This is a genomic window from Streptomyces sp. NPDC004539, from assembly GCF_040610055.1.
Lineage (GTDB): Bacteria > Actinomycetota > Actinomycetes > Streptomycetales > Streptomycetaceae > Streptomyces.
This window is the reverse complement of record NZ_JBEXLS010000009.1, coordinates 91,095-114,342: the sequence shown is the minus strand read 5'-3', so window position 1 is coordinate 114,342 and position 23,248 is coordinate 91,095. Positions and strand designations below refer to the sequence as shown.

Below are 23,248 nucleotides of genomic sequence, written 5' to 3'. Positions count from 1 at the left end.
GGACCAGGGGGGACAGGGGGACGGGGATGTTCGGCAGATCGATGCCGGTGGTCACGTGCCGGTTCCTTCCGAAGGACGGAGCGTGCGGGGCTTGAGCCCGCGGATCGCCGTGGGGTCGAGGGCGGCGCGGCGCAGCGCCCGGGTGTAGGGGTCGGCGGGGGAGGCGAGGACGGCCTCGGTACGGCCGCTCTCGACGACCCGGCCGGCCTTGAGGACGACGACGTCGGTGCTGATCTCGCGGACCACGCCGAGGTGGTGGGCGATGACGATGTAGGTGATGCCGGTCTCCTCCTGCAACTCCCGCAGCAGGGACAGCACTTGAGCCTGCACGGAGACGTCCAGCGCGGACGTCGCCTCGTCGCACACCAGCAGATCGGGGCCGGCGGCGAGGGCGCGCGCGATCCCGATGCGCTGGCGCTGGCCGCCGGAGAACTCCGCCGGGCGGCGCTGGAGCGCCGAGGCCGGCAGCCCGACCCGGTCCAGCAACTCGCCCGCCCTGCGCCGCCGTTCCGCCCTGTCGCGCACCCCCGCGAGGCGCAGCGGCTCGGCGACCGTCTCCTCGGCGGTCAGATGCGGGTCGAGGGAGCCGTACGGGTCCTGGAACACCATCTGCACCCGCCGGCGCAGCGGGCGCAGCCGCCGCTCCGGCAGCGCGGCGAGGTCGGTGCCGTCGAGGACGATCCGCCCGGCGGCGGGCTTGAGCAGCCGTACGATCGCCCGCGCCAGGGTCGACTTGCCGCAGCCGGACTCCCCGACCACGGCCAGCGAACCCCCGCGCGGCACACTGAACCCGATGTGGTCGACGGCCCGCACCGGGCCCGCCGGGGTCGGGTAGTCGACGACGAGATCCTCGACGGCGAGGAAGGCGGCGCTCATCCGGCGGCTCCCAGCGGGGTGTTGTCCCCACGCCACGGCCCGAGCGCCGGAACGGCCGCCAGCAGGCGCTGCGTGTACGGGTGTTCGGGGTGTTCCACGATCCGCTCGGCGGAGCCCGACTCCACGAACCGGCCCTCCTTCATGACATGGATGCGGTCGGACACCAGCCGTGCCACCCCGAGGTCGTGCGTGATCATCAACATGCCGATCCCTGTGCGTTCCTGAAGGTCCATCAGCAGATCCAGGACCCCCGCCTGGACGGTCGCGTCCAGCGCGGACGTCGGTTCGTCGGCGACCAGCAGCCGGGGTTCGGCGGCCAGCGCGACGGCGATCAGGACGCGTTGCAGCATGCCCCCGGAGAACTGGTGGGGGTACGCCTTCCAGCGCGTCCCCGGCTCCTTGATCCGCACCTGCTCCAGCAGCAGCGTCCCCCGCTCGCGCGCCTCGGCCCGCGACAGGCCCGGGTGGCGCAGCCGCAGCGCGTCACCGAGCTGGCGGCCGATCGTGTGGACGGGGCTGAGCGCGGTCATCGGGTCCTGCGGGATCAGCGACACGGTCCGCCCGCGCACCCGCCGGGCCGCCCCGGGATCGGCGACGACGTCCTCGCCGCCGATCCGCACGGCACCCGACAGCACCGCGAGCCCCTCCGGGAGCAGCCGCAGCACGCCCATCGCGGTCGTCGACTTGCCCGAGCCGGACTCGCCGATCAGGGTGACCGTCTCGCCGTGCCCGACGCTGAAACTCACCCCGTCCACGGCGCGCACGACGCCACGATGGGTGACCAGCTCGATCTGGAGGTCCTCGGCCTCCAGCGGGGGAGTGGCGTCCGGCGGGGGAGTGGCGTCCGGCGGGGGAGTGGCGTCCGGCGGGGGAGTGGTGTCGTCCGGCAGGGGAGTGGTGGTGTCCGGCATCGCTCAGACTCCCTTCGCCGCGGGCACCCGGTCGCGCAGACCGTCGCCGAGGAGGTTGACGCCGACCACGAGCAGGGCGATGACCAGGCCGGGGAGCGTGACCAGCCACCAGGACGTGGTGATGTAGTCCTGGCCGTCGGAGATGATCCGCCCCCAGGTCGCGAACGGCCGCTGCGGACCGGCGCCGAGGAAACTCAGCGCGCTCTCCAGCAGCACGGCCTGCGCGAGCAGCAGCAGGACCACCAGGCTCGCGGGCCGCACGATGTTGGGCACGATGTGCCGGGCCAGCACGGACCAGCCCCGCATCCCGAGCAGCCGGGCGGCGGCCACGTACGGTTTCTCGCGTTCCACGAGGACCAGCGAGCGGGTCAGCCGGGCCACCTCGGGCCACTGGGCGACGGCGATCACGCAGGTGATGACGGTGACCGACGGGCCGAAGAGCGCGACGACGAGCAGCAGCATCATCAGCAGGGGCAGCGCCAGCTGGGCTTCGAGGAAGCGGCTGACGACCGCGTCGACCCAGCCCCCGAAGTAGCCGGCCGCCGAGCCCGCCGCGATCCCGATGAGCCCGGAGACGACGACCGCGAGGACCCCCACGGTCAGCGACACCTGGCCGCCGTGCAGGAGCCGGGACAGCAGATCGCGGCCGAGCTGGTCGGTGCCGAAGAGATGCCCGTCGGTGAAGGGGGCCAGCCGGCGCCGGGAGAGGTCCTGGCTGTTCGGGTCCGGCAGCGGCAGCAGGTTCGCCAGCGCCACCGGCAGCGCGACCAGCGCGGTGCAGACGGCCCCGGCCCACAGCTTGATGCGGACGCCGCGCCGCTGCCGGGTGGCGGTGGCGGCGGCGAGATGCCGGTCGGTGACGGCGCTGGGCCGCTCGGTACCGGCCGTGGTGGTGGTCATGGCTCAGGCCGCCTTTCCGAGGCGCACCCGCGGGTCGAGTAGCGGGTAGGCGAGGTCGACGAGGAGTTGGACGAGGATCGCGAGGGTCGCCGTGACCAGCACGGTTGCCTGGATCAGCGGGTAGTCGCGGGTCTCCAGGGCGCGTACGACGAGGGAGCCGACACCGGGCCAGCCGAAGACGACCTCGACCACGACGACGCCGTTCAGCAGCGCCGCGAAGCGGGTGCCGATCGCGGTGACCAGCGGGACGGCCGAGTTGGCGAGCGCGTAACGCCAGGTCAGGGCCCGCTCGGAGACGCCGCGTGAGCGGGCCACGGTGATGTACGGCGAGGCGAGCGCCGAGGTCATCTCGCGCCGCACCAGCCGTGAGACGAGCGCGAGTTGGAGGATGGCGATGGTGACCGTCGGCAGGATCAGCCCGCTCCAGGACGTGAACCCGGAGGCGGGCAGCACCGGCATCAGGACGGCGAACACGGTCAGCAGCATCACGCCGGTCCAGAAGTCCGGCATGGACTGCCCGGCCACGGTGAGGACGTTCGCCCCCAGCTCGCGCGAGGTGTCCGCGCGCCGGGACATCCACACCCCGAGCGGGACGGCGGCGGCGACCGTGACGGCGATCGCCGCGACGGAGAGCGTGATCGTGTACGGCATCCGGTCCAGGACCACGTCCAGCGCGGGGGAGCGGAAGGAGTAGCTGGTGCCGAGATCGCCGGTCAGCAGGTCGCGCAGGAAGATGCCGTACTGCGTGAACAGTGGCTTGTCGAGGCCGAACTGCTCGCGGATACGGGCGAGTTCGTCGCTGGTGGCGGTGGGGCCCGCATAGGCGGAGGCCGGGTCGCCGGGGGCGAGGCGGACCAGGACGAAGACCGTGGAGACGGTCAGGAAGACGGTGAGCAGGCTCTGGCCCAGGCGGCGGGCGAGGTAGGTCGGCACGGCTCAGCCCTCCAGCCGCACGGCGGTCAGGTCGTAGGAGTTGACCGGCAGCAGCCCGACACCCTCGACGCGGGAGCGGCGGGCGAGCAGGGTCTTCGGCACGAACGCCCACATGCAGGGCCAGGTCTCCCAGACCGCGCGCTGGACGGCGGCCAGCTCACGGTCGCGGACGGCGGTGTCGGACGCGGTGGCCGCAGTGGAGATCCGGCGGGCGATGCCGGGGTTGACGTACCCCATGAACGCGTCGCCCGTGCGTTCGTCCTCGGCGGTTCCCGCGTACATCGCCTGGAGCATGGTGACGGCCTGGCCGGTGGGGCCGGGGAAGCCGTTGCCGATGACGTCCCAGTCGCCGCCCTTGCCCTGACGCCACTTCAGGATGTCCCCGCCGGGCTCGAACTGGAGCAGGGAGGCCCGTACGCCGACGTCCTTCAGCATCTCCGCGACCGCCTCCATGACGGAGGTGTCCGCCGCGAACTCACCCGACTCCCACATGATCCTGACCTTCAGCCCCTCCGCCCCCAGCGACTTCAGCAACTGCCGCGCGCGGCCGGGGTCGTGGACATAGCGCCCGGTGCGCTCGGCCCCCTGGAGCGAGAGCGGTACGACGCCCTCGGCCTGCTCCGCCGACCCGGTGAGGACGTCCCGGACCAGGGAGGTGCCGTCGATCGCGTACGTCAGCGCCTGCCGCACCCGCGGGTCCGCGAGCGGATGGCCCTTCGGCTTGCGGAAGTTGTAGAAGAGCTGGCACATCCGGACCCCGGACACCTTCTCCAGCCGTACCCCGGGCAGCCCGGTCAACTGCTCGGCCGAGTCGGGGGTGATGGTGTCGATGACGTCCAGCTCACCGCTGCGCAGCGCGACGACCCGGCTCGACTCCTCCGGCACGAACCGCACCCGCACCCGCTCGACCGGCGGCCGTGGCCCCCAGTACCCCGGCACCCGCGCCAGCGTGTACTCGCCGGCCCCGCTGTCGGCGCTCACCACTCGGTAGGGGCCGGTGCCGACGCCGGACCGCAGCTCCTCGGGCCGGTTGTCCTTCGCCGGGGTGATCAGGATGTTGGACATCAGCCGGTCCAGGACCGGCACCGGCTCATGGGTGTGGAGGAGGAACGTGCGCGGGCCCGTCGCCTCGACGCGCGGCAGTTCGGGGAAGAGGCCGAGGACGAACGAGCCGGCGACCTCGCCGTACATCCGCAGGGCGGTCGCCACGTCCTCGACGGTCACCGGGCGGCCGTCGGAGTAGCGGACGCCGTCGCGCAGCCGGACGCTCCAGGTCGTCGGCGCGGTCATCGCGAACCGGTCGGCGAGGACCAGCTTGGGCTCCATGCCGGGCCCGATCGCCGTGAGCGCCTGGCGGACCGCCCGCTGCACCGTCACCGCGGCGTCGAACTGGTTGAGCTTGTTGTCCAGGCTGACCAGGGACCGGTTCAGCCCGAGCGTGAGAGTGCCGGGGCCGGGGGCGCCGGTGGGCCCGGCGCAGGCGGCCAGCGGGGAGAAGGCGAGCGCTGCGCCGCCGGCGGCGCCGACGCGCAGCAGGGTGCGACGGCTCAGCGTCTCACTCGGGGGAGTTCGGGTCATCGTCGACCTCTCGGGATTCTGATGCGGCGACCGGCTCGGGGCGGCGGCCTGTCCTGCGGGCCGTCACCGGTTTCTGTCGCGGCCGAAACCGTTCCACGGTTGCGCGGATCGCGCAAGGGGTCTCGCGCAGATCGCGCAGCCTGTGCCATCATCGAGTCGCCGAGGCGCCCCGGTGCCTCGCCCCTCGACCCCGGCCCCAGGAGGCGGACATGCGTTTCTCTCCGCACGACACCCGGGCACCCCGCCACCTCCTCGCCCTCGCCGACGACCTCTCCGGAGCGGCGGAGACCGCCGCCGCCCTCGCCGTCCCGGGCTGCCGGATAGTCCTCGGCCCCGCGCGGTGGGCTCCGCAGGACGGGGTGCCCGTCGTGGTCGACCTCGACAGCCGGGGGCTGGCCGCTGCGGACGCGGCGGCACGGGTGCGGGAGGCGCTGCGTGGGGTGCCTGCCGGGACGTTCGTCCTGAAGAAGGCGGACTCGCTGCTGCGGGGGAATCTCGCGGCGGAGACGGCGGCTCTCGTGGAGGACACCGGGGGAGTCGTCGGTGCCGAGGGCGTCGGTGGCGTCGGCGGTGCCGCGGGTGTCGTCGTCGCCATCGCCCTCCCCGCGCTGGGCCGCACGGTGCGCGGGGGAGTCGTCCACCTCGACGGGGCGCCCCTGCACACCACGGACGCCTGGCGGGCGGAGGCCGCCGAAGCTCCGAGGTCGGTGGCCGAGGCGCTCGGGGACATCGGCGGGGAGCGTACGGCCGTCGTCCCGCTGGAGGTGGTCCGGGACCGCTCGCTGTCCCGGGTGCTGCGCGAGACCCTCGCCGCCGGCCGCCTCCCGCTGTGCGACGCGGAGACGGACACCGACCTGGACCTGATCGCCGAGGCCGCCCTCGGCTGCGGGCCGGACGTCCGTCTGACGGGCACCGGCGGACTCGCGGCGGCCGTCGGACGCCTCCTCGCGGCGCGGCCGGCACCGGTCCAGCGCCCGCCACGGCGCGCACGCCCCCTCCTGGTCGTCGTGGGCACCGCCGAACCCACCGCCGTTGCGCAGATCGCGCAACTCGTCGAGCGCGGCGCTCACCACATCGCCCTCCCGCTCGACCGGCTCTCAACCCCCGTACCGCTCCCGGACCCTGACGTCCCGTCGGGCATCACCGTCCTCAGCATCGACAGCACCCGGGGCGTCCACCCCGGTTCCGCCCACCGCGCGGTTCACGCACTGGCCCGCCTCGCCGCCGACCACGCGGGCGCCGCCGACGTCGCCGCCGACCTCGTCCTGACCGGCGGCGAGACCGCCCGCCGGGTGCTCGACGCCCTGGACGTCCCCCACCTCACCCTCCTCGGCCAGATCCACCACGGCGCCGTCCGCACCGCCGCGCCGGACGGCCGGCAGATCGTCACCCGGCCCGGCAGCTTCGGCGGCACGGACTCGCTGCTGCGGATCGCCGAGGCCCTGAAACCCCCTTCGCCACAAGGAGATCCACTCGTGAACGCCACCCCGACCGCCGCAGACCACCGCCGACCGCCGCTCATCGCGGTGACCATGGGAGACGGCGCGGGCATCGGCCCCGAGGTGATCGTCCCCGCGCTGCTCGACCCCGGCACGCTCGCGCGCTGCCGTCCCGTCGTCGTCGGCGACGCCGGACGGCTGCGGCAGGCCGCCGGGATTCTCGGCGTCGACTGCGACATCGTCGCCGTCGAGACCCCGGCCGACGCCGAGTTCACGCCGGGCCGCATCAACGTCATCGACCTCGGCCTGCTCCCCGCCGACCTCCCCTGGGGCGAACTGTCGCCGGTCGCGGGGGAGGGGGCGTACCAGTACGTACGGGTCGCCGCCGGACTCGCGCTGGAGGGCGCCGTCCAGGGCATCTGCACCGCCCCCCTCAACAAGGAGGCCCTGCACGCGGCCGGGCACGTCTACCCCGGGCACACCGAACTGCTGGCCCACCTCACCGGCGTCGACGAGGTGTCCATGATGCTGTCGACGCCCAAGGTGAAGGTCATCCACGTCACCACCCACATCGGGCTGATCGACGCCGTGAACCGCATCGAACCCGGCCTCGTCGAGCGCACCGTACGCCGTGGCCACGAGGCGATGGTCAGGGCGGGCGTCGCCGAGCCGGTCATCGGGGTCTGCGGCATCAACCCGCACGCCGGCGAGAACGGCCTGTTCGGCTACGGCGAGGAGGAGGAGAAGATCGTCCCCGCGCTGGAGGTGCTGCGCGCCGACGGCATCGACGCCCGGGGTCCGCTCCCCGCCGACACGGCGTTCTTCCTCGCCGGGCGCGGCGACTACGACCTGATCGTCGCGATGTACCACGACCAGGGGCACGGGCCGGTGAAGGTGCTCGGCATCGAGTCGGGCGTGAACCTGACCGTCGGACTGCCCGTCATCCGCACCTCCGTCGACCACGGGACCGCCTTCGACATCGCGGGCAAGGGGATCGCCGAGGCCGGTAGCATGGTCGAAGCCCTGCGCCAGGCCGCCGAGATGTCGTCCGTACCGGCCTCCTGAGACCCGAAGGACCCCACGGCCCATGTCTCCCAGCGTGTCTCCGACCGGCTCCCAGACCCGGCGCGACCGGATTCTCCACCTGGCCACCACGACCGGCCTCGCCAGCGTCGAGGAACTCTCCCAGCACTTCGGCGTCACCGCCTCCACCATCCGCCGCGACCTCGCCAGACTGACCGCCGACGGCCGCCTGGCCCGCACCTACGGCGGCGCGATGGCCCTCACCGCCCACCCCGAGGCGTCGCTGCGGCAGCGCACGGGCGAGGCGTTCGAGGCGAAGCGCGCCATCGCCCGCCGGGCCGCCGCCGAGATCGGCGCCGGCGAGACCGTCCTCCTCGACGCCGGATCGACTGTCGGCGCCCTCGCCCACGAACTGCGCTCCGCGAAGGAACTCACCGTCGCCACTACCGGGTTGACGGCCCTTCAGGAACTCTCCGACGTCGCCTCCGTCCACGTCGAATGCCTCGGCGGCACGCTCCGGCCCCTCAGCCAGGGTTTCGTGGGCCCGCTCACCGAGGCCGCCCTCGAACGCATGACGTTCGACCGGGTCTTCCTCGGCACCGACGGGATCTCCCCCGAACACGGCATCTGCGAGGCCGACCTGCGGCAGACCCGGCTGAAGGAGCTGATGGCCCGGCGCGCCGAGCGCGTCTATGTCCTCGCGCACGCGGGCAAGTTGGGGCGCCGGCCCTTCCACGCCTGGGCGAGCCTGCCGGCCGGGTGGACGCTGATCACCGACACGGACGCCGACGCGGCGATCGTGGACGAACTGCGCAGGCGTGAGGTGGACGTGGTCCTGGTGGAACCCGGTGTCTGACGCGCGGCACGCCCTCGTCACCGGCGTCAGCTCGGGAATCGGTGCGGCGATCTGCCACCGGCTCCTCACGGACGGCTGGCACGTCACCGGCGTCAGCCGCCGCCGGCCCACCCCCGCGACCGGACTGACCTGGCTCCAGGCCGACCTGGCCGACGCCGCGCAACTGACCGGCGTCCTCGACGAGTTGCCGGCCCCCGACGCGGTCGTCCACGCCGCCGGCCTCCAGCGTTCCGCGCCGCTGGGTGAACTCTCTGCCGCCGACGGCGAGTTGATGTGGCGGGTGCACGTCCAGGCCGCCACGATCCTCCTCGACACCCTCGCCGCCCGCCTCCCCGACGGCGCCCGTGTGATCCTCGTCGGCAGCCGCACCGCGACCGGCGTCCCCGGCAAGAGCCAGTACGCCGCGACCAAGGCGGCGCTCCCCGCGCTGGCCCGCGCCTGGGCCGCCGAACTGTCCCCCCGCGCCATCACCGTCAACGTCGTCGCCCCCGGCCCGACCGACACGCCCATGCTGTCCGACCCCGGCCGCGCCGCCACGCCCCCGGTGCTCCCACCGCTCGGGCGGCTCGTCACCCCCGAGGAGGTCGCCGGTCTCACCGCGTTCCTCCTCGGCCCGGAGGGCGGCGCGATCACCGGGCAGCAGATCGTGCAGTGCGCGGGGGCCTCGCTGGGACGCGGCTGACCGGGACCGGGGCCGGGGCTTCCTTGTTGCGTCGATATGCAAGTATGGTGGCCGAAGAACCCGGAGCGGACGGGAGGTGAGCGGCATGGATCTCAGCCGGAGTAGGACGGGCCGACACCGGCCCCGCGTCCCCGTGTCCCGCCGTCCTTCGGGCACCCGGTAGCGGCCCCCTCCCGACGGGGCGCCCGCGCGTGCCCTCGTTCCGTCCGGGAGGTTCCCATGGCGAACCTGACCACCTTCGACTTCGTCCTGCGGCTCGCCGTGAGCGTCGGCTGCGGCGCGCTCATCGGCGTCGAACGCCAGTGGCGCGCCCGTATGGCCGGGCTGCGCACCAACGCCCTCGTCGCCGCCGGCGCCACCCTCTTCGTCCTGTACAGCGAGGCCGTCGGGGACACCGGCAGCCCCACCCGGGTCGCCTCCTACGTCGTCTCCGGCATCGGTTTCCTCGGCGGCGGTGTGATCGTCCGCGAGGGCGGCGGCGTACGCGGCCTCAACACCGCCGCCACGCTGTGGTGTTCGGCCGCCGTCGGGGTGCTCGCCGCCTCCGGCCGGCTCGACCTGTGCCTCATCGGCACGGCGACCGTCCTCGCCGTCCACCTCCTCCTGCGCCCGGCGGGCCGCCTCATCGACCGCGTCCCCCAGCGCGACCCCGACAGCGAGGACGTCCACGCCACCGTCCACCTCGTCTGCGACCGCGCCGACGAGACCCACCTGCGCGCCCTCCTCTCCCAGGCCCTCACCGGCGACGCCCTCGCCCCCACCGGACTCCGCGTCCGCCGCGACACCGACGACGCCACCACCGTCCGCGCCGGAGTCCTCGTCCACGGCCACCCCGGACACGCCCTAGAACTCCTCGTCACCCGCCTGGCCCTGGAACCCGGCGTCCGTGACCTGCACTGGCACCTGGACGACACACCCCTCGACGCGTCCCGGGAGACGGCGGCGGCATGAGGGGCGACCGGGACACGGGCACCGCCGCCGACGACCGTGGCTCCCTGGCGCTGCTCCGGCAGGTGTCGGTTCTCGGCGAGTGAGGAAGGAGCCGTCGTGTCACCCTGCCGTCCCGCTCGCCCGTGCGCCGCATGCCTCCCGTCCTCGGTTCACGGTGTCACGCGAGGGAAGATGCGCTCGACGGCGGTGACCAGGGCGGCGCGGCGAGCGGCTGGGGAGGGGTCCGCGGCCTGTTCCGCCGCGACGGCGCCGATCTCGGTCTGGGCCGCCCACGTGGTGGCGATCTGGTTGACCAGGGCGAGGATGTCGACCGGGTCCCAGGTGGGATCGAGCTGTCCCGCCCGCTGTGCCTCGCGCAGCTGGTCGATCTTGCGGGCGACGGTCTTGCGGACCGGGTCGGCACCGGCCGGATCGGCGGTGTCGGCGAGTTCGAGCCGCCCCCAGGTGATCAGACGGTGGTGGTCGGGGCGGGTGACGGTGAAGTGGTCGTACAGACGGCCCGCGTAGCCCGGAAGGTCGGCCGGGTCCATGGGGGTGGCCTCCGCGACCCGGGCCAGCTCCCGCAGGGACACGTGCGCGTAGAGCGCCTCCTTGCCGCGGAAGTGCGCGTAGACGCGTTCCTTGCTGGTCCTGGCCTGTCGGGCGATGCGGTCCACCCGGGCGCCGGCGATTCCGTGGCGGGCGAACTCGTCCGTGGCGGCGGCGACGATCCGCTCACGGGTGGAGTCGGCGCCCTCTGAAGGGGCGGGGCCGGAGGCCGGGTCTGTCGTGGTCGAGCGTGGCATACGGCCAGGATAAGGGGCCGAACCGTTCGGTTTGGGATTCGGGGCGATCGGCGTCTAGACTCAAACCGAACGGTTCGGTTTGGTAGTGCCGGACCGATACTCGTGTCTGGAGAAAACTCATGCACCATCGCGATCTGGGTTCCCAGGGCCTGCGTGTGTCCGCGCTCGGCCTCGGCACCATGGGGATGACCCTCGCCTACGGCTCCTCGAACGACGACGAGAGCACGACCACCATCCGCCGGGCCCACGAACTCGGCATCGACTTCTTCGACACCGCCGAGCTGTACGGCCTCGGCACCGGCAGCAACGAGATCCTGCTCGGCGCCGCCGTGCGGGACTTCCGCGACGAGGTGGTCCTGGCCACCAAGTTCGGGTTCGACATGACCGCCCAGCCACTGGGCGCCGGGTTCGACAGCCGCCCGGAGAACATCCGCAAGGTCGCCGAGAACAGCCTGCGCCACCTGCGGACCGACCGCATCGACCTCTTCTACCAGCACGCCGCCGACCCCGACGTGCCCGCCGAGGAGGTCGCGGGAGCCGTCGGCGAACTGATCGCCGAGGGCAAGGTGAAGTACTTCGGTCTGAGCAACGTCGGCCCCCGGTACATCCGCCGCGCCCACGCCGTCACCCCGGTCTCGGTCCTTCAGTCCGAGTACTCCCTCTTCGAACGAGGGGTGGAGGAGGAGATCCTGCCGGTCCTGCGGGAGCTGGGCATCGGCCTCGTCCCGTACTCCCCGCTGGGCCGCGGTTTCCTGACCGGCGTGGTCAAGCCCGCCGCCGAGTACCCGGCCGACGACATGCGCAGCTGGGACGAGCGCTGGCAGGGCGACAACTACACGTACAACCTGAACGCGACGGAGCGGCTCAAGAAGCTCGCCGCCGCCAAGGGCGTCACCGCCGCCCAGCTCGCACTGGCCTGGCTGCTCGCCCAGGGCGACGACGTGGTGCCCATCCCCGGCACCCGCAACGCCGACCGCCTGGCGGAGAACACCGCCGCGGCCGGCGTCGAACTCACCGGCGCCGACCTCGAACAGATCAGGCAGATCCTGCCCGGGGGTTCCGCGGGAAGCCGTTACCCGGCCGCCATGCTGGCCTCGATGTCCACCGACTGACGCCGGCACGTCCCCTACCGGCCGGCGGCCCCGCTCAGGAGAGGCGGACAGGCAGCTTGTCGAAGGCGACCAGACGGTCCGTACGGACCTCGACCGGATCACCGGCGAGTTCGACCGAGGAGTACCGCTCGGCGACGAGGCCGAGGATCACGCTGGTCTCCGCCCGTGCCAGCAACTGCCCGGCGCAGGCGTGGGTGCCGAGGCCGAACGTCAGGTTCCGGCTCGCGTCCGGCGGCCTGTCGTAGTCGAACTCGTCGGGGTTCTCGAACACCGCCGGGTCCCGGTTCGCCGCGCCGATCGGGTACTTGACGCAGGACCCGGCGGGGATGGGCACGCCCTGGATCTCGATGTCCTCGTCCGGGAAGCGGGTGATGATGAGCTCGACCGGGTTCAGGCGTGCCAGCTCGTTGACGAAGGCGTCCCGGATCTCGGGGCGACGGCCGAACTCCGCCATCAGGTCCGGTCGTTCGGCGAACAGTCTGAATCCGGCGCCGATCAGGTAGGCGGGGTTCGGGCCGCCCGACATGTACAGCAGCACCGTGGTCTCCAGGACCTCGCGCCAGGTGAGCTCGCCCCGCCCGTGGGCCGCGAGGAGTTCGTCGACCAGCCCTTCCCCGGGCTCCTCGGCGCTCTGCTTCTCCCGCACGTACCGCTCGGTCTCGGCGAACATGAAGGTCATCCCTGCCAGCGACCTGGCGTGGATGTCCTCGCCGGGCGCGGTCGCGTTGATGAGCATCGCGTCCCACAGCGCCCAGAACATGCCCTCCACGTCACCCACGGGCATGCCGAGGATGCGGCACATCGTCAGATGGGTCGGCAGCACGCCGAGGTCGAAGTGCGCGTCCACCACCTCGCCGGGGGTGAGCCGGTCGAGCGCCTCGACCGTGAAGTCGTGCGTCAGCCGGGCCCAGGTGCCGATCCTCTTCGGCGTCAGCCAGCGGTTGGTGAGCCTGCGCATGCGGGTGTGCTCCGGCGCGTCCTTCGACAGGACCGTGTTGTCGAACGCGGTCCACGGGTGCACCGGTGCGCCGGGGACGGCGAAGGACGGCGGCTCCGCGATCCGCATGCACGGGAGTTTCGCGTTGTGCATGGTGTCCGCGTGGTTCAGCACCACATAGGTGTTCCCGGTCGTCCGGTGCACCGGCGCGATCGCCCGCGCCCGCTCGTAGGCCGGGTAGGGATCGGCCCGGAACTCCTCGTCGTTCCAGGGGAACAGCGCCGAGGCGTCCTCGATGGACTGGCTCATCTCAGGTCACTCCTTCGGATCTGGCCGGTCAAGGCCGGGTCAGGCGGTCACAAGGGCCAGGAGGTCGCCGGCCCAGGTGCCCGCGAGGTCCGTGGCCGGGGTCGTCGACGCCGCGTCGTGCCTGGCCGTCGTCCCGATCTGCTCGGCGCCGAGTTCCAGGAGCGCCCCGCGCAGGGTGTCGATGGCGTGGTTGAACGTCTCGTAGACGCTGTCGCCGAGGCCGAACGCCGCGAACCGCACTCCGGTCAGGTCGGGGCGCTCCGCCATGAGCGCGTCGTAGAACGGCGCCGCCGTCTCCGGCAGTCCGCCCTCCCCGTACGTGGAACTCACGAACACCGCTATCTCCATGGCCGCCAGGTCGGACACCCCGACGTCGGTCAGCTCCGCGGTGACGGTCTCGAATCCCTGGTCGCCGAACGCGGCGGCGATGTCGTCGGCGACCATCTCCGCGTTGCCCGACTCGGTCCCGAACAGGACGTGTACGACAGTCATCTCACTTCTCCTGGGTTGCCGTCGGCCCGGTGGCGGCCGAGGGGATGGAAGACAGGGCGCCGGAACCCGTCGCGGCGGCGAGGAGTTCGGCCCTGGTCGTGAACTTCGTCCGGCACCGGTCGGGCCGGGCGCGCCGGATCTCCGCGTCGTCGATGCGCCGCCACTCCTCGAAGCCCACCACCGAGGCCGGCAGGTGCTCGCGGAGCCCGTCCAGGCCCGCACGGTGCCGCTGTTCCCGGCCGCAGAGAAAGGCGAGGACGTCCCTCGCCGTGTCCGCCGCCAGCTTCCGGTTCTCCGCGAGATTGCCCAGTCGGCCGGTGCGCGGACCGCCCACCCGGAACACGTTCGGTGCGTCGAGGCCGCCGAACCGCGCCAGCTGTGCCGCGGAGGGGCCGAATCCGAGCGCTGTGACGACACTGTCGGCGTCGAGGTGGTCGACCGTGCCCGTGTCGCCCGCACGGTGCGTCGTCACGCGGACCCGGCCGTCGTGCCGTCGGATCGAGGCCGGAACCCGCTCGAACCGGACGTCCACCGTGGTCCGCGGGGACGCCGCGGGTTCGTCCAGCAGGGGCGTGCCGTCCACGCTGACCCGGACACCGGCCACCTGGGCGAGTTCCCTCACCATCGACGTGTCCCACTTCGCCAGATGGGACGGACATCGCCCCAGGACGTGGATGGTCCGCACGGGTGCCGGCGCCAGCGCGCGCAGCGCGTCGTCGTCGATGTCGGACCCGATGAGGTCCGGACCGGACTTGGCCAGCAGTCGTACGACGTCCACCGCGACGTTCCCGGTACCGAGGACGACGACTTCGGAGCCGAGGCTGCCGGGACCGTCCGGCCGATGCCGCAGGCCGGCGTCCGGGTCCGAGTTCAGCAGCCGGATCAGGTCCCCGGCGCCGACGATCGGGACGTCCGGGTCCTGGTCGATGTCCAGGCGCCGGTCCGCTCCCAGCCCGGTGGCGAGGACGACCGCGTGGAAGTTCTCGGCGAGCGACGCGAAGCCGACGTCGGTCCCGACGGACACGTTCCCGACGAACTCCACCCCGGGCTGGGCGAAGACCCGCTCGAACTGGCGTGATACGGCCTTGGCGCCCTGGTGGTCCGGCGCGATGCCGTACCGGACCAGCCCGAACGGCGTCGGCAGCGAGTCGAGGACCGCGATCTCGATGTCCGGCTGTCCCTTGCGCAGCGCCTGCGCCGTGTAGCAGCCGCTGGGGCCGGAGCCGACCACCACGACCCGGAACGGCACTCCGCCGGTGGCGGCGGCCGTGGGGTTCGGCGCTGTCTCTGCCGGAGTTCTCATGGCTACCTCGGTTGCTGCGGAAGGAATCGACAGGTACGTCGAACGGTGACGTACTAACGAACGTTAGTACGTGTAGGGCGTCGGGGGTGGGCCGTCACAGGTCCTGGCGGCCGATGCGCTGGTAGACCTCGGGGCGTCGGGCGCGCAGAACCCGCGCGTGGACCATCCCGACGAGGAACAGGGCGAAGGTGAAGAACAGGAAGAACGAGGTGAGGAAGCCGGAGCCGCCGAGCAGGTCCGCGTAGTTGGTCACCGCGAGGTAGGCCACCACGCCGATCCCGGCGGCCGACAGAAGCGGCGCCGCCGTGGTCTTCCACCCGGGCTCGGCGGACGGGTTGCGGCGGAAGTGGAAGAACACCGCCACGCTCGCCGCGAACAGCAGCAGCAGGATCGCGAAGGAGCCGATGCCGGACGCGCGCGCGTACAGGACGTTCGGGTCGCTGCCCAGGGCCGCGAACAGGAGCACACCGATCGCCCACAGCGCGCCGATGAGGGAGGCGGCCACGAAGGGCGACCCGTGCCTCGGGTGCACCTTGCCCAGCGCCCTCGGCACCACCCCGTCGGTACCGAGGGAGTACAGGTACCGCGCCGTGACGTTGTGGATGGAGAGCATCGACGCCAGGATCGAGGTCATCAGCAGGACGGTGACGATGTCCACCACGGTCTTGCCGAGCAGCTCGGTCAGCGCGTCGGTGAACATTCCTCCCGGGTCGCCGGTGGCGGTCGACTGCGCCTTGTCGGCGCCGGTGAAGGCGATGTAGGCCCACGCGGCCAGGGCGTAGAAGACGCCGATGCCCGCCACGGACAGGTAGGTGGCCCGGGGGATCGTCCTGTCCGGGTCCTTGACCTCCTCGCGGAAGATGACGGTGGCCTCGAAGCCGAAGAAGTTGCCGACCACGAAGAGGAGGGCGACACCGATGTTGGGGTCGGTGACCCAGGGCAGGCTCAGCGAGATGCCCCCGGCGCCGGCCGGGGAGCCGTGTGCGAAGGACGTGACGTCGAAGACCACCACGACGACCACTTCGAGCACCATGACCACGGTCAGCACCTTCGCCGAGAGGTCGATGCGCCGGTAGGCCAGTGCGGTGGTCACCGCGACGATCGCGAGCGCGTACCAGCCCCAGCCGATGTGGGGACCGCCGAGGTTGTTCTCCACGTAGTTCTGGACGGTGATCGCGAAGAACGGCGGGGCGAAGAACCCGATCATGAAGTAGCCGAACGTGGCCAGGAACGCGCCGCCCAGACCGGCCGAGCGGCCGAGGCCCTGGGTCACGAAGGAGTAGAAGCCGCCGGGGTTCGCGACGGTGCGGCCCATCGCGGTGAAGCCCACGCAGAAGACCAGGAGGACGACCGTCGCGACGAGGTAGATCGCCGGCCCGGTCTTCCCGCCGAACATCAGCAGCACCGGGATGAACCCCGCCACCGTGGTCAGCGGCGCGGAGAACGCGAGCACGCTCATGGCGAGCTCGCCGACGCCCATGTTGCCCTGGAGCCGCCGCGGCTGATCCACGACCGCCGCCTTTCTTTCACCACTCACGGTGGGGACCTGCTCGTGTCGTGCCATGAGTTTCTCTTCCTGGTGAGGCCCACCTGTGCTTTTGCGGGGCCGGTCGGGATGGGTGTCGCCTCCCCGTGGGTGCTGTCCTGTCTCAGGAACCGCTCACCGCGTGGGGCTCGCCGCGCGGACGCGATGTCCGCGCGGACGTCGAGATGTGGGGGGAGGTGGACGCCGCGAAGCGCCTGACCGGTCAGGCCACCAGATCCGACAGCGGCCGGCCCGTCAGCGCCTGCCGGGCGCGCAGGACGACGGCCTCCTGGAGGGCGTCCATCGCCAGGTCGGACCGCCATGCGACGTGCGGGGTCATCACCAGGTTCGGCACGCCGCGCAGGACGTGGTCCGCGGGCAGCGGCTCGGTGGTGAAGGTGTCCAGACCCGCACCCGCCAGATGCCCCGAGCGCAGGGCGTCCGCCAGCGCGGCCTCGTCGACGAGCCCGCCGCGCGAGACGTTGACGAGGACCGAGCGTGGTCGCATACGCCGGATGACCTCGGCGGACACCAGGTTTCTGGTCTCCGCCGACAACGGCAGGTGCAGGGACACCACGTCGGACTGTGTGAGCAGTTCCCTCAGTGTCGCGGCCGGCACCGAGTCGAAGGTCGCGAAGGGGTCGTAGGCGCGGACGTTCGTGCCCAGGGCCGCGTACCACCGGGCGACCTGGCGGCCGATCCGGCCCATGCCCACGACCGCGACGTCCAGCTGCGAGAACCGCGGCGTGTCCATCCCGACGCTGCCGGCCCACTGGCCGGCGGCGATGGCCGACTGGCCCGCCGGGATGCGCCGCGCCAGCAGCAGGCCCATGGTGAGCGCGTGCGACGCGACCTCCTCCGTCGCCGCGCCCGGCACGATCGCGACCGGTACCCCGTTCGCCCGGGCGGCCGTCACGTCGATGTTGTCGAAGCCGATGCCGTACCGCACGACAGCGACGCAGTTCTCCATCGCGGCGAAGTCCTGGGCCTCCACGGGCGCGTACGGGGTCACCAGCACCACGGTCGCCTCCGGCATCGAGGCGCGGAACGCCTTCCGGTCCGGTGCCACCCTGAATTCCAGCCCGAACTCCTCGGCCAGGGCCCGTTCCCGCTCCAGGCTCGGGTATTGCTGAGGGCCGACGAGGAGCAGACCTCCGGCACGACCGGCGGCGTGGGCCGGAATTTCGGTGCTGTTTGCAAGGGACATTTCGACAGCCGCCTAAACCTGTTCGCGGGGAAAGTGAAATGAAACGTAAGGACCGTCGAACGGTCCGTCAACGGGTTCCACGTCATGGATTCGGAATACGTCCGAACTGGAAACGGTGTGTTGTCGGAACCGGATCAATCCCGTTGCCCGGAGACTCTAGCTAACTAACGGACGTTAGCCTATGGTGGGTGTCGAGCGTCACAAGCGGAGGTGTACGACCGTGAACGTGCGACAACTTCAGGCATTCCTCGCGGTCGCCGAACACCTGCACTTCGGCCGTGCCGCGGAGCAGCTCTTCATGGCCCAGGCCCCCCTGAGCCGGACCATCCAGGCCCTGGAGGGCGAGCTCGGCAGCCGCCTGTTCGAGCGCAACACCCGCTCGGTCTCCCTCACTCCCGCGGGCAGGGCCCTCGTCGCACCGGCCCGTGAGGTGCTCGACGCGGTCGCCGTCGCCGAGGCCGCCGTCGGCGCCGCGGTCTCCGGCGAGTCCGGGACTGTCCGGGTCGAGTTCTGCGGTGTCGCGGCGCATCCCCTGGTCGCGGCCCTCGCCCGCGGCATGCGCGCCGACCGTCCCGGCATCCGGCTCGACCTGACCTCGCAGGCCGTCTCACGGCCGACGATCCGCCGACTGCTGGACGGCGAGGTCGACGTCGGGCTCGGCCGCTTCGATAACCTGCCTCCCGGTCTCGACGGCGAGGTCCTGATCGACGACTCGCTCGTGGTCGCGCTGCCCCGGACGCACCGGCTCGCCGGTTCCCAGGTGGTCTCCTTCCAGGAGCTGGCCGCCGAGCCGTTCGTCTCCCTGCCCTACACGACCGGTTCGGTCACCACCGACCGGCTGTGGCGCCTCGGTTACGCGCACGGCGCCGGCGGGGTCAACAACGTCCAGTTCGCTCCGGACACGCCCTCCTGCCTGGCCCTGGTCGGCGCCGAGGTGGGCTGTCACCTGGCCCTGCGCTCCGTCTCCCGGTCGACGGCCAACCCGAACGTCGTCTTCATCCCGCTCACCCGACGCGAATGCGAACTCGTCCCCGACGTCCACCTGCGCGCGGCCTGGCGATCCGGGCCGTGCGACCCGCCCGTCGAGGCCGCGCTCGGGTACCTGCGCCGTTTTCCGCGGCACGGGCGCTCCGCCGCTGTCGCCTGAAACAGCCGTGCAGCCGCATTGATCATTCCACTTCCGGGAACAATCGGCCGGCACCTTCGCATCAATTTCATCTGGCGGTCGACATTTCCCGGTCGTAACGTCACGGTGTCGAAATCGAACTCGACTCCCGGTCGGCAATATCGGCGAAACAGTGGCCGGTGGGATCGCGCGTTTTCGCCGAGTCGGCCGAGTCGATTTTCTGTGCGCGAGATCCCGCAAAGGAGCAACACATGGGCAGCGAAGAAACCGTGCGTGAGATCGATGCGCTCGTCGTGGGAACCGGCATGGGCGGCGTCATGGCACTGCGTACCCTCACCGCCGACGCCGGACTCGACGCGATCGCCATCGACAAGGCGCCGAAGGTCGGCGGCACCTGGTACTGGAACCGCTATCCGGGCGCGCTCTCCGACACGCAGAGCTTCATGTACCAGCTGCCCTACGACCGGGAACTGTTCCAGCGGACCGACTGGCGCACCCGCTACGTCCCCGGACCCGAGATCCGCCGATACCTCGAGGACGCCGTCGACTTCTGGGACCTGCGCTCCCGGATTCAGCTGGAGACCACCCTGGTCGCCGCTGCCTTCGACGAGGAGGACGTCCGCTGGCACGTCGTCACCGACAAGGGCGAGTTCCGCGCCCGGTTCCTCGTCACCGCCGCCGGACTGCTCTCCCGGATCAACGTCCCCGACTTCCCCGGCATCGACCGGTTCGAGGGGCGCATCGTGCACACCGCCGACTGGCCCGAGGACCTCGACCTCACGGGCCTGCGCATCGGCGTCATCGGCAACGGCTCCACCGGCATCCAGTTCATGACCGAGGCCGCCAAGACCGTCGCGCATCTCACCTCCTTCCAGCGCACCGCGCAGTACACCGTCCCGGCCGGCAACCGTGAGTGGTCCGGGGCCGAGCTGGAGCAGTTCAAGGCCACCTGCGAGGACCGCTGGGAGGAGTTCCGCACCTCCAAGATCGGCTTCGGTGTCGACGAGACCACCCGCAGCATCTGGAGCGTGTCCGAGGAGGAGCGCGAGGCGATCTTCGAGTGGGCCTGGCGCAAGGGCGGCAACTACACCTTCGCCAACGAGACCTTCTGCGACGTCACCAGCGACCGCGCCGCCAACGAACTCGCCGCCGACTTCATCAAGCGGAAGATCAAGGAGACCGTCAAGGACCCGGAGACGGCGCGCAAGCTCACCCCGACCGAGCTGTTCGCCCGGCGCCCCATCTGCGACTCCGGCTACTTCGAGATCTTCAACCAGCCCCACGTCACCCTTGTCAGCACCCGGGAGAACCCCATCGCGGAGTTCGTGCCCGACGGCGTCGTCACGGCGGACGGCACCCGCCACGAGTTCGACGTCCTGGTGCTGGCCACCGGTTTCGACGCCGTCGAGGGCAGCTACCGCGACATGGACATCCGCGGCACCGGCGGCCGGACCCTCAAGGACCATTGGGCCGACGCCCCCCGCAGCCACATGGGCATGACCGTGTCCGGTTTCCCGAACCTGTTCATGGTCCTCGGACCCAACGGCCCCTTCGTCAACAACCCGTCCGCCATCGGCGTCCAGGCCAAGTGGATCGCCCAGGCCGTCAAGGGCGTCAAGGACACCCCCGGCGCCTCCATCCGGCTGCGCGCCGAGGCCGAGGAGAAGTGGCTCCAGACCTGCCTCGACGCGCTCAAGGGCTCCCTGTTCCTGGAGACCGGCTCGTGGATCTTCGGCAACAACATCCCCGGCAAGCGCAAGGCCCGCACCGCCAACTTCTACGTCGGCGGCCTGGACCGGTTCATCGCGATCTCCGAGGCCGAAGCGGCCCAGGGATACCCCAGCTACGAGGTCCGCGTCCCGTCCGCGGTCTGACCCCCTTCCGCAAACGGTTTGGAGAAGCACCGATGTCCACTTACCGGACCATCTCGCCGCTCGACGGTGAGGTGCTCGCCGAGTACACGCTGATGACCGACGCCGAGGCCGCCGAGGCGCTCACCCGCGCCGCCGACGCCTACCGCGACTGGGCCCGGACCACGGTCGAGGACCGGGTCGCCGTACTGGCCCGGATCGCGGAACTGCATCGCGAGCGAAGCGGCGAACTCGCCGAGGCGATGGCGACCGAGATGGGCAAGCCGCTCGCCCAGGCGGAGGGCGAGATCAGCCTCTCGGCCTCGATCTACGAGTACTACGCCACCGCCGGCGCCCGGCTGCTGGCCGACGAGGTGATCGAGGTGGCGGCCGGGGGACGGGCCGTCGTCCGCACGGGTCCCACGGGCCCGGTCCTCGGGATCATGCCGTGGAACTTCCCGCTCTACCAGGTGGCGCGCTTCGTCGCCCCCAACCTGCTCCTCGGCAACACCGTCCTCCTCAAGCACGCCCGCTCCTGCACCCGCACCGCGCTCCTCATAGACGCCGTGGTCGCCGACGCGAACGCCCCGAAGGGCGTCTACGAGAACCTCATCGTGTCCGCCTCGCAGATCGGCGCCCTCATCGCGGACGTCCGCCTGCGGGGCGTCTCGCTGACCGGCTCCGAGGAGGCCGGCCGGACCGTGGCGGAACAGGCCGGCCGGCACCTCAAGAAGTGTGTCCTCGAACTCGGCGGCTCGGACCCCTTCATCGTCCTGCCCGACGCCGACCTCGACCTCGCGCTCGACCTGGCCGCGACCGGCCGGTTCAGCAACGCCGGCCAGTCCTGCACCTCCTCCAAGCGGATCATCGTCCACAGCGACGTCTACGACCGGTTCCTCGAAGGGTTCCTCGACCGGGCGAAGCAGTGGAACACCGGCGATCCGCTGACCCCGGGGACCCGGATCGGCCCGATGGCCTCCGAGTCAGGGCGGCGGGAGATCGCCGAGCAGGTCGAGGACGCCGTCGCCAAGGGCGCCGAACTGCACCTGGGCGGCGTGCTCCCCGACGGCCCGGGCGCCTTCTACCCGGCGACCGTCATCACCGGGGTCACCCCGGACATGCGCGCCCACAGCGAGGAACTCTTCGGACCCGTCGCCGTGCTGTACAGGGCCGGCTCCGTCGAGGAGGCCGTCGAGCTGGCGAACGACTCCCGGTTCGGGCTCGGCTCCGCCGTGTTCACCCGCGACGAGAACCTCGCCGCGGACATCGCCGAGCGCCTGGAGGTCGGCATGGTCGGCCTCAACACCCTGCTCCGCAGCCAGCCCGACCTCCCGTTCGGCGGCGTCAAGGCGTCCGGGATCGGCCGCGAACTCGGCCGCCTCGGCCTCGACGAGTTCGCCAACAAGAAGACCATCCGGCTCTCCTGACGGGTCCTCACCCGGCGCCCTGCCCGCAGCCCTCCCCGGCGGGCAGGGCGCAGCCATGAACGGCACACACCGCCCTACGCCCCCGAAGGACATGACGTGAAGCTTGTCTCCTACGCATCCCGGACCGGCTGGAAGCCCGGCCTTCTGGACAGCGACCAGGTGTTCGACCTCAACTCCGCGCTCTGGGCCGCCGGCCGCCGGACCTCCCCGGACCTGCCGTCCGTCCGCGCCTTCCTCCAGACGCACGGCGGCCGGTTGGACCAGGTCGCCGCCGCCGTCGGCCCGGTACTCGGCAGCGGCGCCCTGGACCCGGTGGGGAGCCTCGGCTCCGTGCGGCTCGGCCCGCCGGTCACCGACCCGGCCAAGGTCCTGTGCGTGGGCCTGAACTACTCGGACCACGTCGGTGAGACCGGCCGTGCCATGCCCGCCCACCCCGACCTGTTCGCCAAGTTCGCCAGCAGCCTGATCGGCCCCTACGACGCCGTCGACCGGTCCGACGTCACCGACAACCTCGACTTCGAGGGCGAACTCGCCGTCGTCATCGGCAAAGAGTGCGGCCGGGTCGACGAGAGCGACGCCCTGTCGTACGTGGCCGGTCTGTCCGTCCTCAACGACATCACCGCCCGCGACCTCCAGTACCGCGGCACCCAGTGGCTCGCGGGCAAGGCCGTGGACCGGGCGACACCGTTCGGGCCGGCGATCGTCACCCTGGACGAGACCGGTGACCCGCAGGCACTGGACATCGAGACCTTCGTCAACGGCACCCGAGTCCAGGGCTCCAACACCAAGAACATGATCTTCCCGGTCGCCCGGATCATCTCCTACGTCAGCCGGTTCCTCACCCTCGGCCCCGGCGACGTGATCGCCACCGGCACCCCCGAGGGCATCGGCGCCAAGCGGAACCCGCCCCTGTGGCTGCGACCCGGTGACAAGGTCGAGGTCGTCCTGGAGAAGGTCGGGGTCCTCCGCAACGAGATCCACTGAACCGCCCTCGCGCCGTACGTCCGCGGAGCCGAACCCCACCGG

Annotated in this window: 20 protein-coding genes; 9 read left to right on the top strand and 11 right to left on the bottom strand. The window is 71.8% G+C overall.

Annotated elements, in window-relative coordinates:
- Nucleotides 1-51 precede the first annotated feature (51 nt).
- From ABZX85_RS20445 to ABZX85_RS20425, 5 genes are read right to left on the bottom strand one after another with little or no spacing between them, the layout of a single operon-like run.
- Nucleotides 52-876 (bottom strand): ABC transporter ATP-binding protein, encoded by an 825-nt coding sequence (locus tag ABZX85_RS20445; protein WP_355870240.1) that lies wholly within the window; start codon nt 874-876, stop codon nt 52-54.
- Complete coding sequence (locus ABZX85_RS20440) at nt 873-1,787, bottom strand: ABC transporter ATP-binding protein (protein WP_355870238.1); 915 nt, start codon at nt 1,785-1,787, stop codon at nt 873-875. Before ABZX85_RS20440 ends, ABZX85_RS20445 begins: the two co-directional genes overlap by 4 nt.
- 3 nt (nt 1,788-1,790) lie before the next feature.
- Entirely contained in the window at nt 1,791-2,687 is an 897-nt protein-coding gene (locus tag ABZX85_RS20435) for an ABC transporter permease (RefSeq protein WP_355870236.1), read from the bottom strand.
- A 3-nt stretch (nt 2,688-2,690) separates the two neighbouring features.
- Entirely contained in the window at nt 2,691-3,620 is a 930-nt protein-coding gene (locus tag ABZX85_RS20430) for an ABC transporter permease (RefSeq protein WP_355870233.1), read from the bottom strand.
- Between the two features lie 3 nt (nt 3,621-3,623).
- Complete coding sequence (locus ABZX85_RS20425) at nt 3,624-5,198, bottom strand: ABC transporter substrate-binding protein (RefSeq protein ID WP_355870230.1); 1,575 nt, start codon at nt 5,196-5,198, stop codon at nt 3,624-3,626.
- A gap of 209 nt (nt 5,199-5,407) precedes the next feature.
- Between ABZX85_RS20425 and pdxA the strand changes: the two genes are divergently transcribed.
- The 4 genes from pdxA (at nt 5,408) to ABZX85_RS20405 (ending at nt 10,149) form a co-directional block, all read left to right on the top strand.
- The gene (pdxA, locus tag ABZX85_RS20420; RefSeq protein WP_355870227.1) at nt 5,408-7,702 is read left to right on the top strand and encodes a 4-hydroxythreonine-4-phosphate dehydrogenase PdxA; all 2,295 of its coding nucleotides are present in this window, start codon (nt 5,408-5,410) and stop codon (nt 7,700-7,702) included.
- 22 nt (nt 7,703-7,724) lie between these two features.
- A complete protein-coding gene (locus ABZX85_RS20415) occupies nt 7,725-8,516 on the top strand; it encodes a DeoR/GlpR family DNA-binding transcription regulator (protein ID WP_355870224.1) in 792 nt (263 codons plus the stop codon).
- Nucleotides 8,509-9,198 (top strand): SDR family oxidoreductase, encoded by a 690-nt coding sequence (locus tag ABZX85_RS20410; RefSeq protein ID WP_355870221.1) that lies wholly within the window; start codon nt 8,509-8,511, stop codon nt 9,196-9,198. Before ABZX85_RS20415 ends, ABZX85_RS20410 begins: the two co-directional genes overlap by 8 nt.
- 219 nt (nt 9,199-9,417) lie before the next feature.
- The gene (locus ABZX85_RS20405; RefSeq protein ID WP_355870218.1) at nt 9,418-10,149 is read left to right on the top strand and encodes an MgtC/SapB family protein; all 732 of its coding nucleotides are present in this window, start codon (nt 9,418-9,420) and stop codon (nt 10,147-10,149) included.
- Nucleotides 10,150-10,298: 149 nt separating this feature from the next.
- Here the strand turns inward: ABZX85_RS20405 and ABZX85_RS20400 are convergent, their stop codons facing one another.
- Nucleotides 10,299-10,934, bottom strand: a complete 636-nt coding sequence (locus tag ABZX85_RS20400; RefSeq protein ID WP_355870215.1) for a TetR family transcriptional regulator — start codon at nt 10,932-10,934, stop codon at nt 10,299-10,301.
- A 119-nt stretch (nt 10,935-11,053) separates the two neighbouring features.
- On the opposite strand from ABZX85_RS20400, the gene ABZX85_RS20395 reads away from it, so the two are divergent.
- Nucleotides 11,054-12,046 (top strand): aldo/keto reductase, encoded by a 993-nt coding sequence (locus ABZX85_RS20395; protein ID WP_355870212.1) that lies wholly within the window; start codon nt 11,054-11,056, stop codon nt 12,044-12,046.
- 34 nt (nt 12,047-12,080) lie between these two features.
- On the opposite strand, the gene ABZX85_RS20390 is transcribed toward ABZX85_RS20395, so the two are convergent.
- The 5 genes from ABZX85_RS20390 to ABZX85_RS20370 form a co-directional block, all read right to left on the bottom strand.
- Nucleotides 12,081-13,292, bottom strand: a complete 1,212-nt coding sequence (locus ABZX85_RS20390) for a cytochrome P450 (protein ID WP_355870209.1) — start codon at nt 13,290-13,292, stop codon at nt 12,081-12,083.
- 39 nt (nt 13,293-13,331) lie between these two features.
- Nucleotides 13,332-13,784, bottom strand: coding sequence for a flavodoxin domain-containing protein (locus tag ABZX85_RS20385; protein ID WP_355870206.1), 453 nt, complete (start codon nt 13,782-13,784; stop codon nt 13,332-13,334).
- Nucleotide 13,785: 1 nt separating this feature from the next.
- On the bottom strand, nt 13,786-15,087 hold the full coding sequence (locus ABZX85_RS20380; protein WP_355870203.1) for an FAD-dependent oxidoreductase: 1,302 nt from the start codon (nt 15,085-15,087) through the stop codon (nt 13,786-13,788).
- Between the two features lie 94 nt (nt 15,088-15,181).
- Complete coding sequence (locus tag ABZX85_RS20375) at nt 15,182-16,624, bottom strand: APC family permease (RefSeq protein WP_355870200.1); 1,443 nt, start codon at nt 16,622-16,624, stop codon at nt 15,182-15,184.
- A 211-nt stretch (nt 16,625-16,835) separates the two neighbouring features.
- On the bottom strand, nt 16,836-17,819 hold the full coding sequence (locus tag ABZX85_RS20370; protein WP_355870198.1) for a C-terminal binding protein: 984 nt from the start codon (nt 17,817-17,819) through the stop codon (nt 16,836-16,838).
- 220 nt (nt 17,820-18,039) lie between these two features.
- On the opposite strand from ABZX85_RS20370, the gene ABZX85_RS20365 reads away from it, so the two are divergent.
- The 4 genes from ABZX85_RS20365 (at nt 18,040) to ABZX85_RS20350 (ending at nt 23,206) form a co-directional block, all read left to right on the top strand.
- On the top strand, nt 18,040-18,966 hold the full coding sequence (locus ABZX85_RS20365; protein ID WP_355870195.1) for a LysR family transcriptional regulator: 927 nt from the start codon (nt 18,040-18,042) through the stop codon (nt 18,964-18,966).
- A 230-nt stretch (nt 18,967-19,196) separates the two neighbouring features.
- Nucleotides 19,197-20,819 (top strand): NAD(P)/FAD-dependent oxidoreductase, encoded by a 1,623-nt coding sequence (locus ABZX85_RS20360; RefSeq protein ID WP_355870192.1) that lies wholly within the window; start codon nt 19,197-19,199, stop codon nt 20,817-20,819.
- A 32-nt stretch (nt 20,820-20,851) separates the two neighbouring features.
- Nucleotides 20,852-22,222, top strand: a complete 1,371-nt coding sequence (locus ABZX85_RS20355) for an NAD-dependent succinate-semialdehyde dehydrogenase (RefSeq protein WP_355870189.1) — start codon at nt 20,852-20,854, stop codon at nt 22,220-22,222.
- Nucleotides 22,223-22,318: 96 nt separating this feature from the next.
- The gene (locus ABZX85_RS20350; protein WP_355870186.1) at nt 22,319-23,206 is read left to right on the top strand and encodes a fumarylacetoacetate hydrolase family protein; all 888 of its coding nucleotides are present in this window, start codon (nt 22,319-22,321) and stop codon (nt 23,204-23,206) included.
- Nucleotides 23,207-23,248: the final 42 nt, after the last annotated feature.

Coding starts and splice junctions, on each gene's coding strand:
- ABZX85_RS20390 (WP_355870209.1), bottom strand. CDS start 13,292: ATGAGCCAGTCCATCGAGGACGCCTCGGCGCTGTTCCCCTGGAACGAC.
- ABZX85_RS20440 (WP_355870238.1), bottom strand. CDS start 1,787: ATGCCGGACACCACCACTCCCCTGCCGGACGACACCACTCCCCCGCCG.
- ABZX85_RS20415 (WP_355870224.1), top strand. CDS start 7,725: ATGTCTCCCAGCGTGTCTCCGACCGGCTCCCAGACCCGGCGCGACCGG.
- ABZX85_RS20370 (WP_355870198.1), bottom strand. CDS start 17,819: ATGTCCCTTGCAAACAGCACCGAAATTCCGGCCCACGCCGCCGGTCGT.
- pdxA (WP_355870227.1), top strand. CDS start 5,408: ATGCGTTTCTCTCCGCACGACACCCGGGCACCCCGCCACCTCCTCGCC.
- ABZX85_RS20405 (WP_355870218.1), top strand. CDS start 9,418: ATGGCGAACCTGACCACCTTCGACTTCGTCCTGCGGCTCGCCGTGAGC.
- ABZX85_RS20385 (WP_355870206.1), bottom strand. CDS start 13,784: ATGACTGTCGTACACGTCCTGTTCGGGACCGAGTCGGGCAACGCGGAG.
- ABZX85_RS20395 (WP_355870212.1), top strand. CDS start 11,054: ATGCACCATCGCGATCTGGGTTCCCAGGGCCTGCGTGTGTCCGCGCTC.
- ABZX85_RS20360 (WP_355870192.1), top strand. CDS start 19,197: ATGGGCAGCGAAGAAACCGTGCGTGAGATCGATGCGCTCGTCGTGGGA.
- ABZX85_RS20380 (WP_355870203.1), bottom strand. CDS start 15,087: ATGAGAACTCCGGCAGAGACAGCGCCGAACCCCACGGCCGCCGCCACC.
- ABZX85_RS20355 (WP_355870189.1), top strand. CDS start 20,852: ATGTCCACTTACCGGACCATCTCGCCGCTCGACGGTGAGGTGCTCGCC.
- ABZX85_RS20445 (WP_355870240.1), bottom strand. CDS start 876: ATGAGCGCCGCCTTCCTCGCCGTCGAGGATCTCGTCGTCGACTACCCG.
- ABZX85_RS20425 (WP_355870230.1), bottom strand. CDS start 5,198: ATGACCCGAACTCCCCCGAGTGAGACGCTGAGCCGTCGCACCCTGCTG.
- ABZX85_RS20435 (WP_355870236.1), bottom strand. CDS start 2,687: ATGACCACCACCACGGCCGGTACCGAGCGGCCCAGCGCCGTCACCGAC.
- ABZX85_RS20400 (WP_355870215.1), bottom strand. CDS start 10,934: ATGCCACGCTCGACCACGACAGACCCGGCCTCCGGCCCCGCCCCTTCA.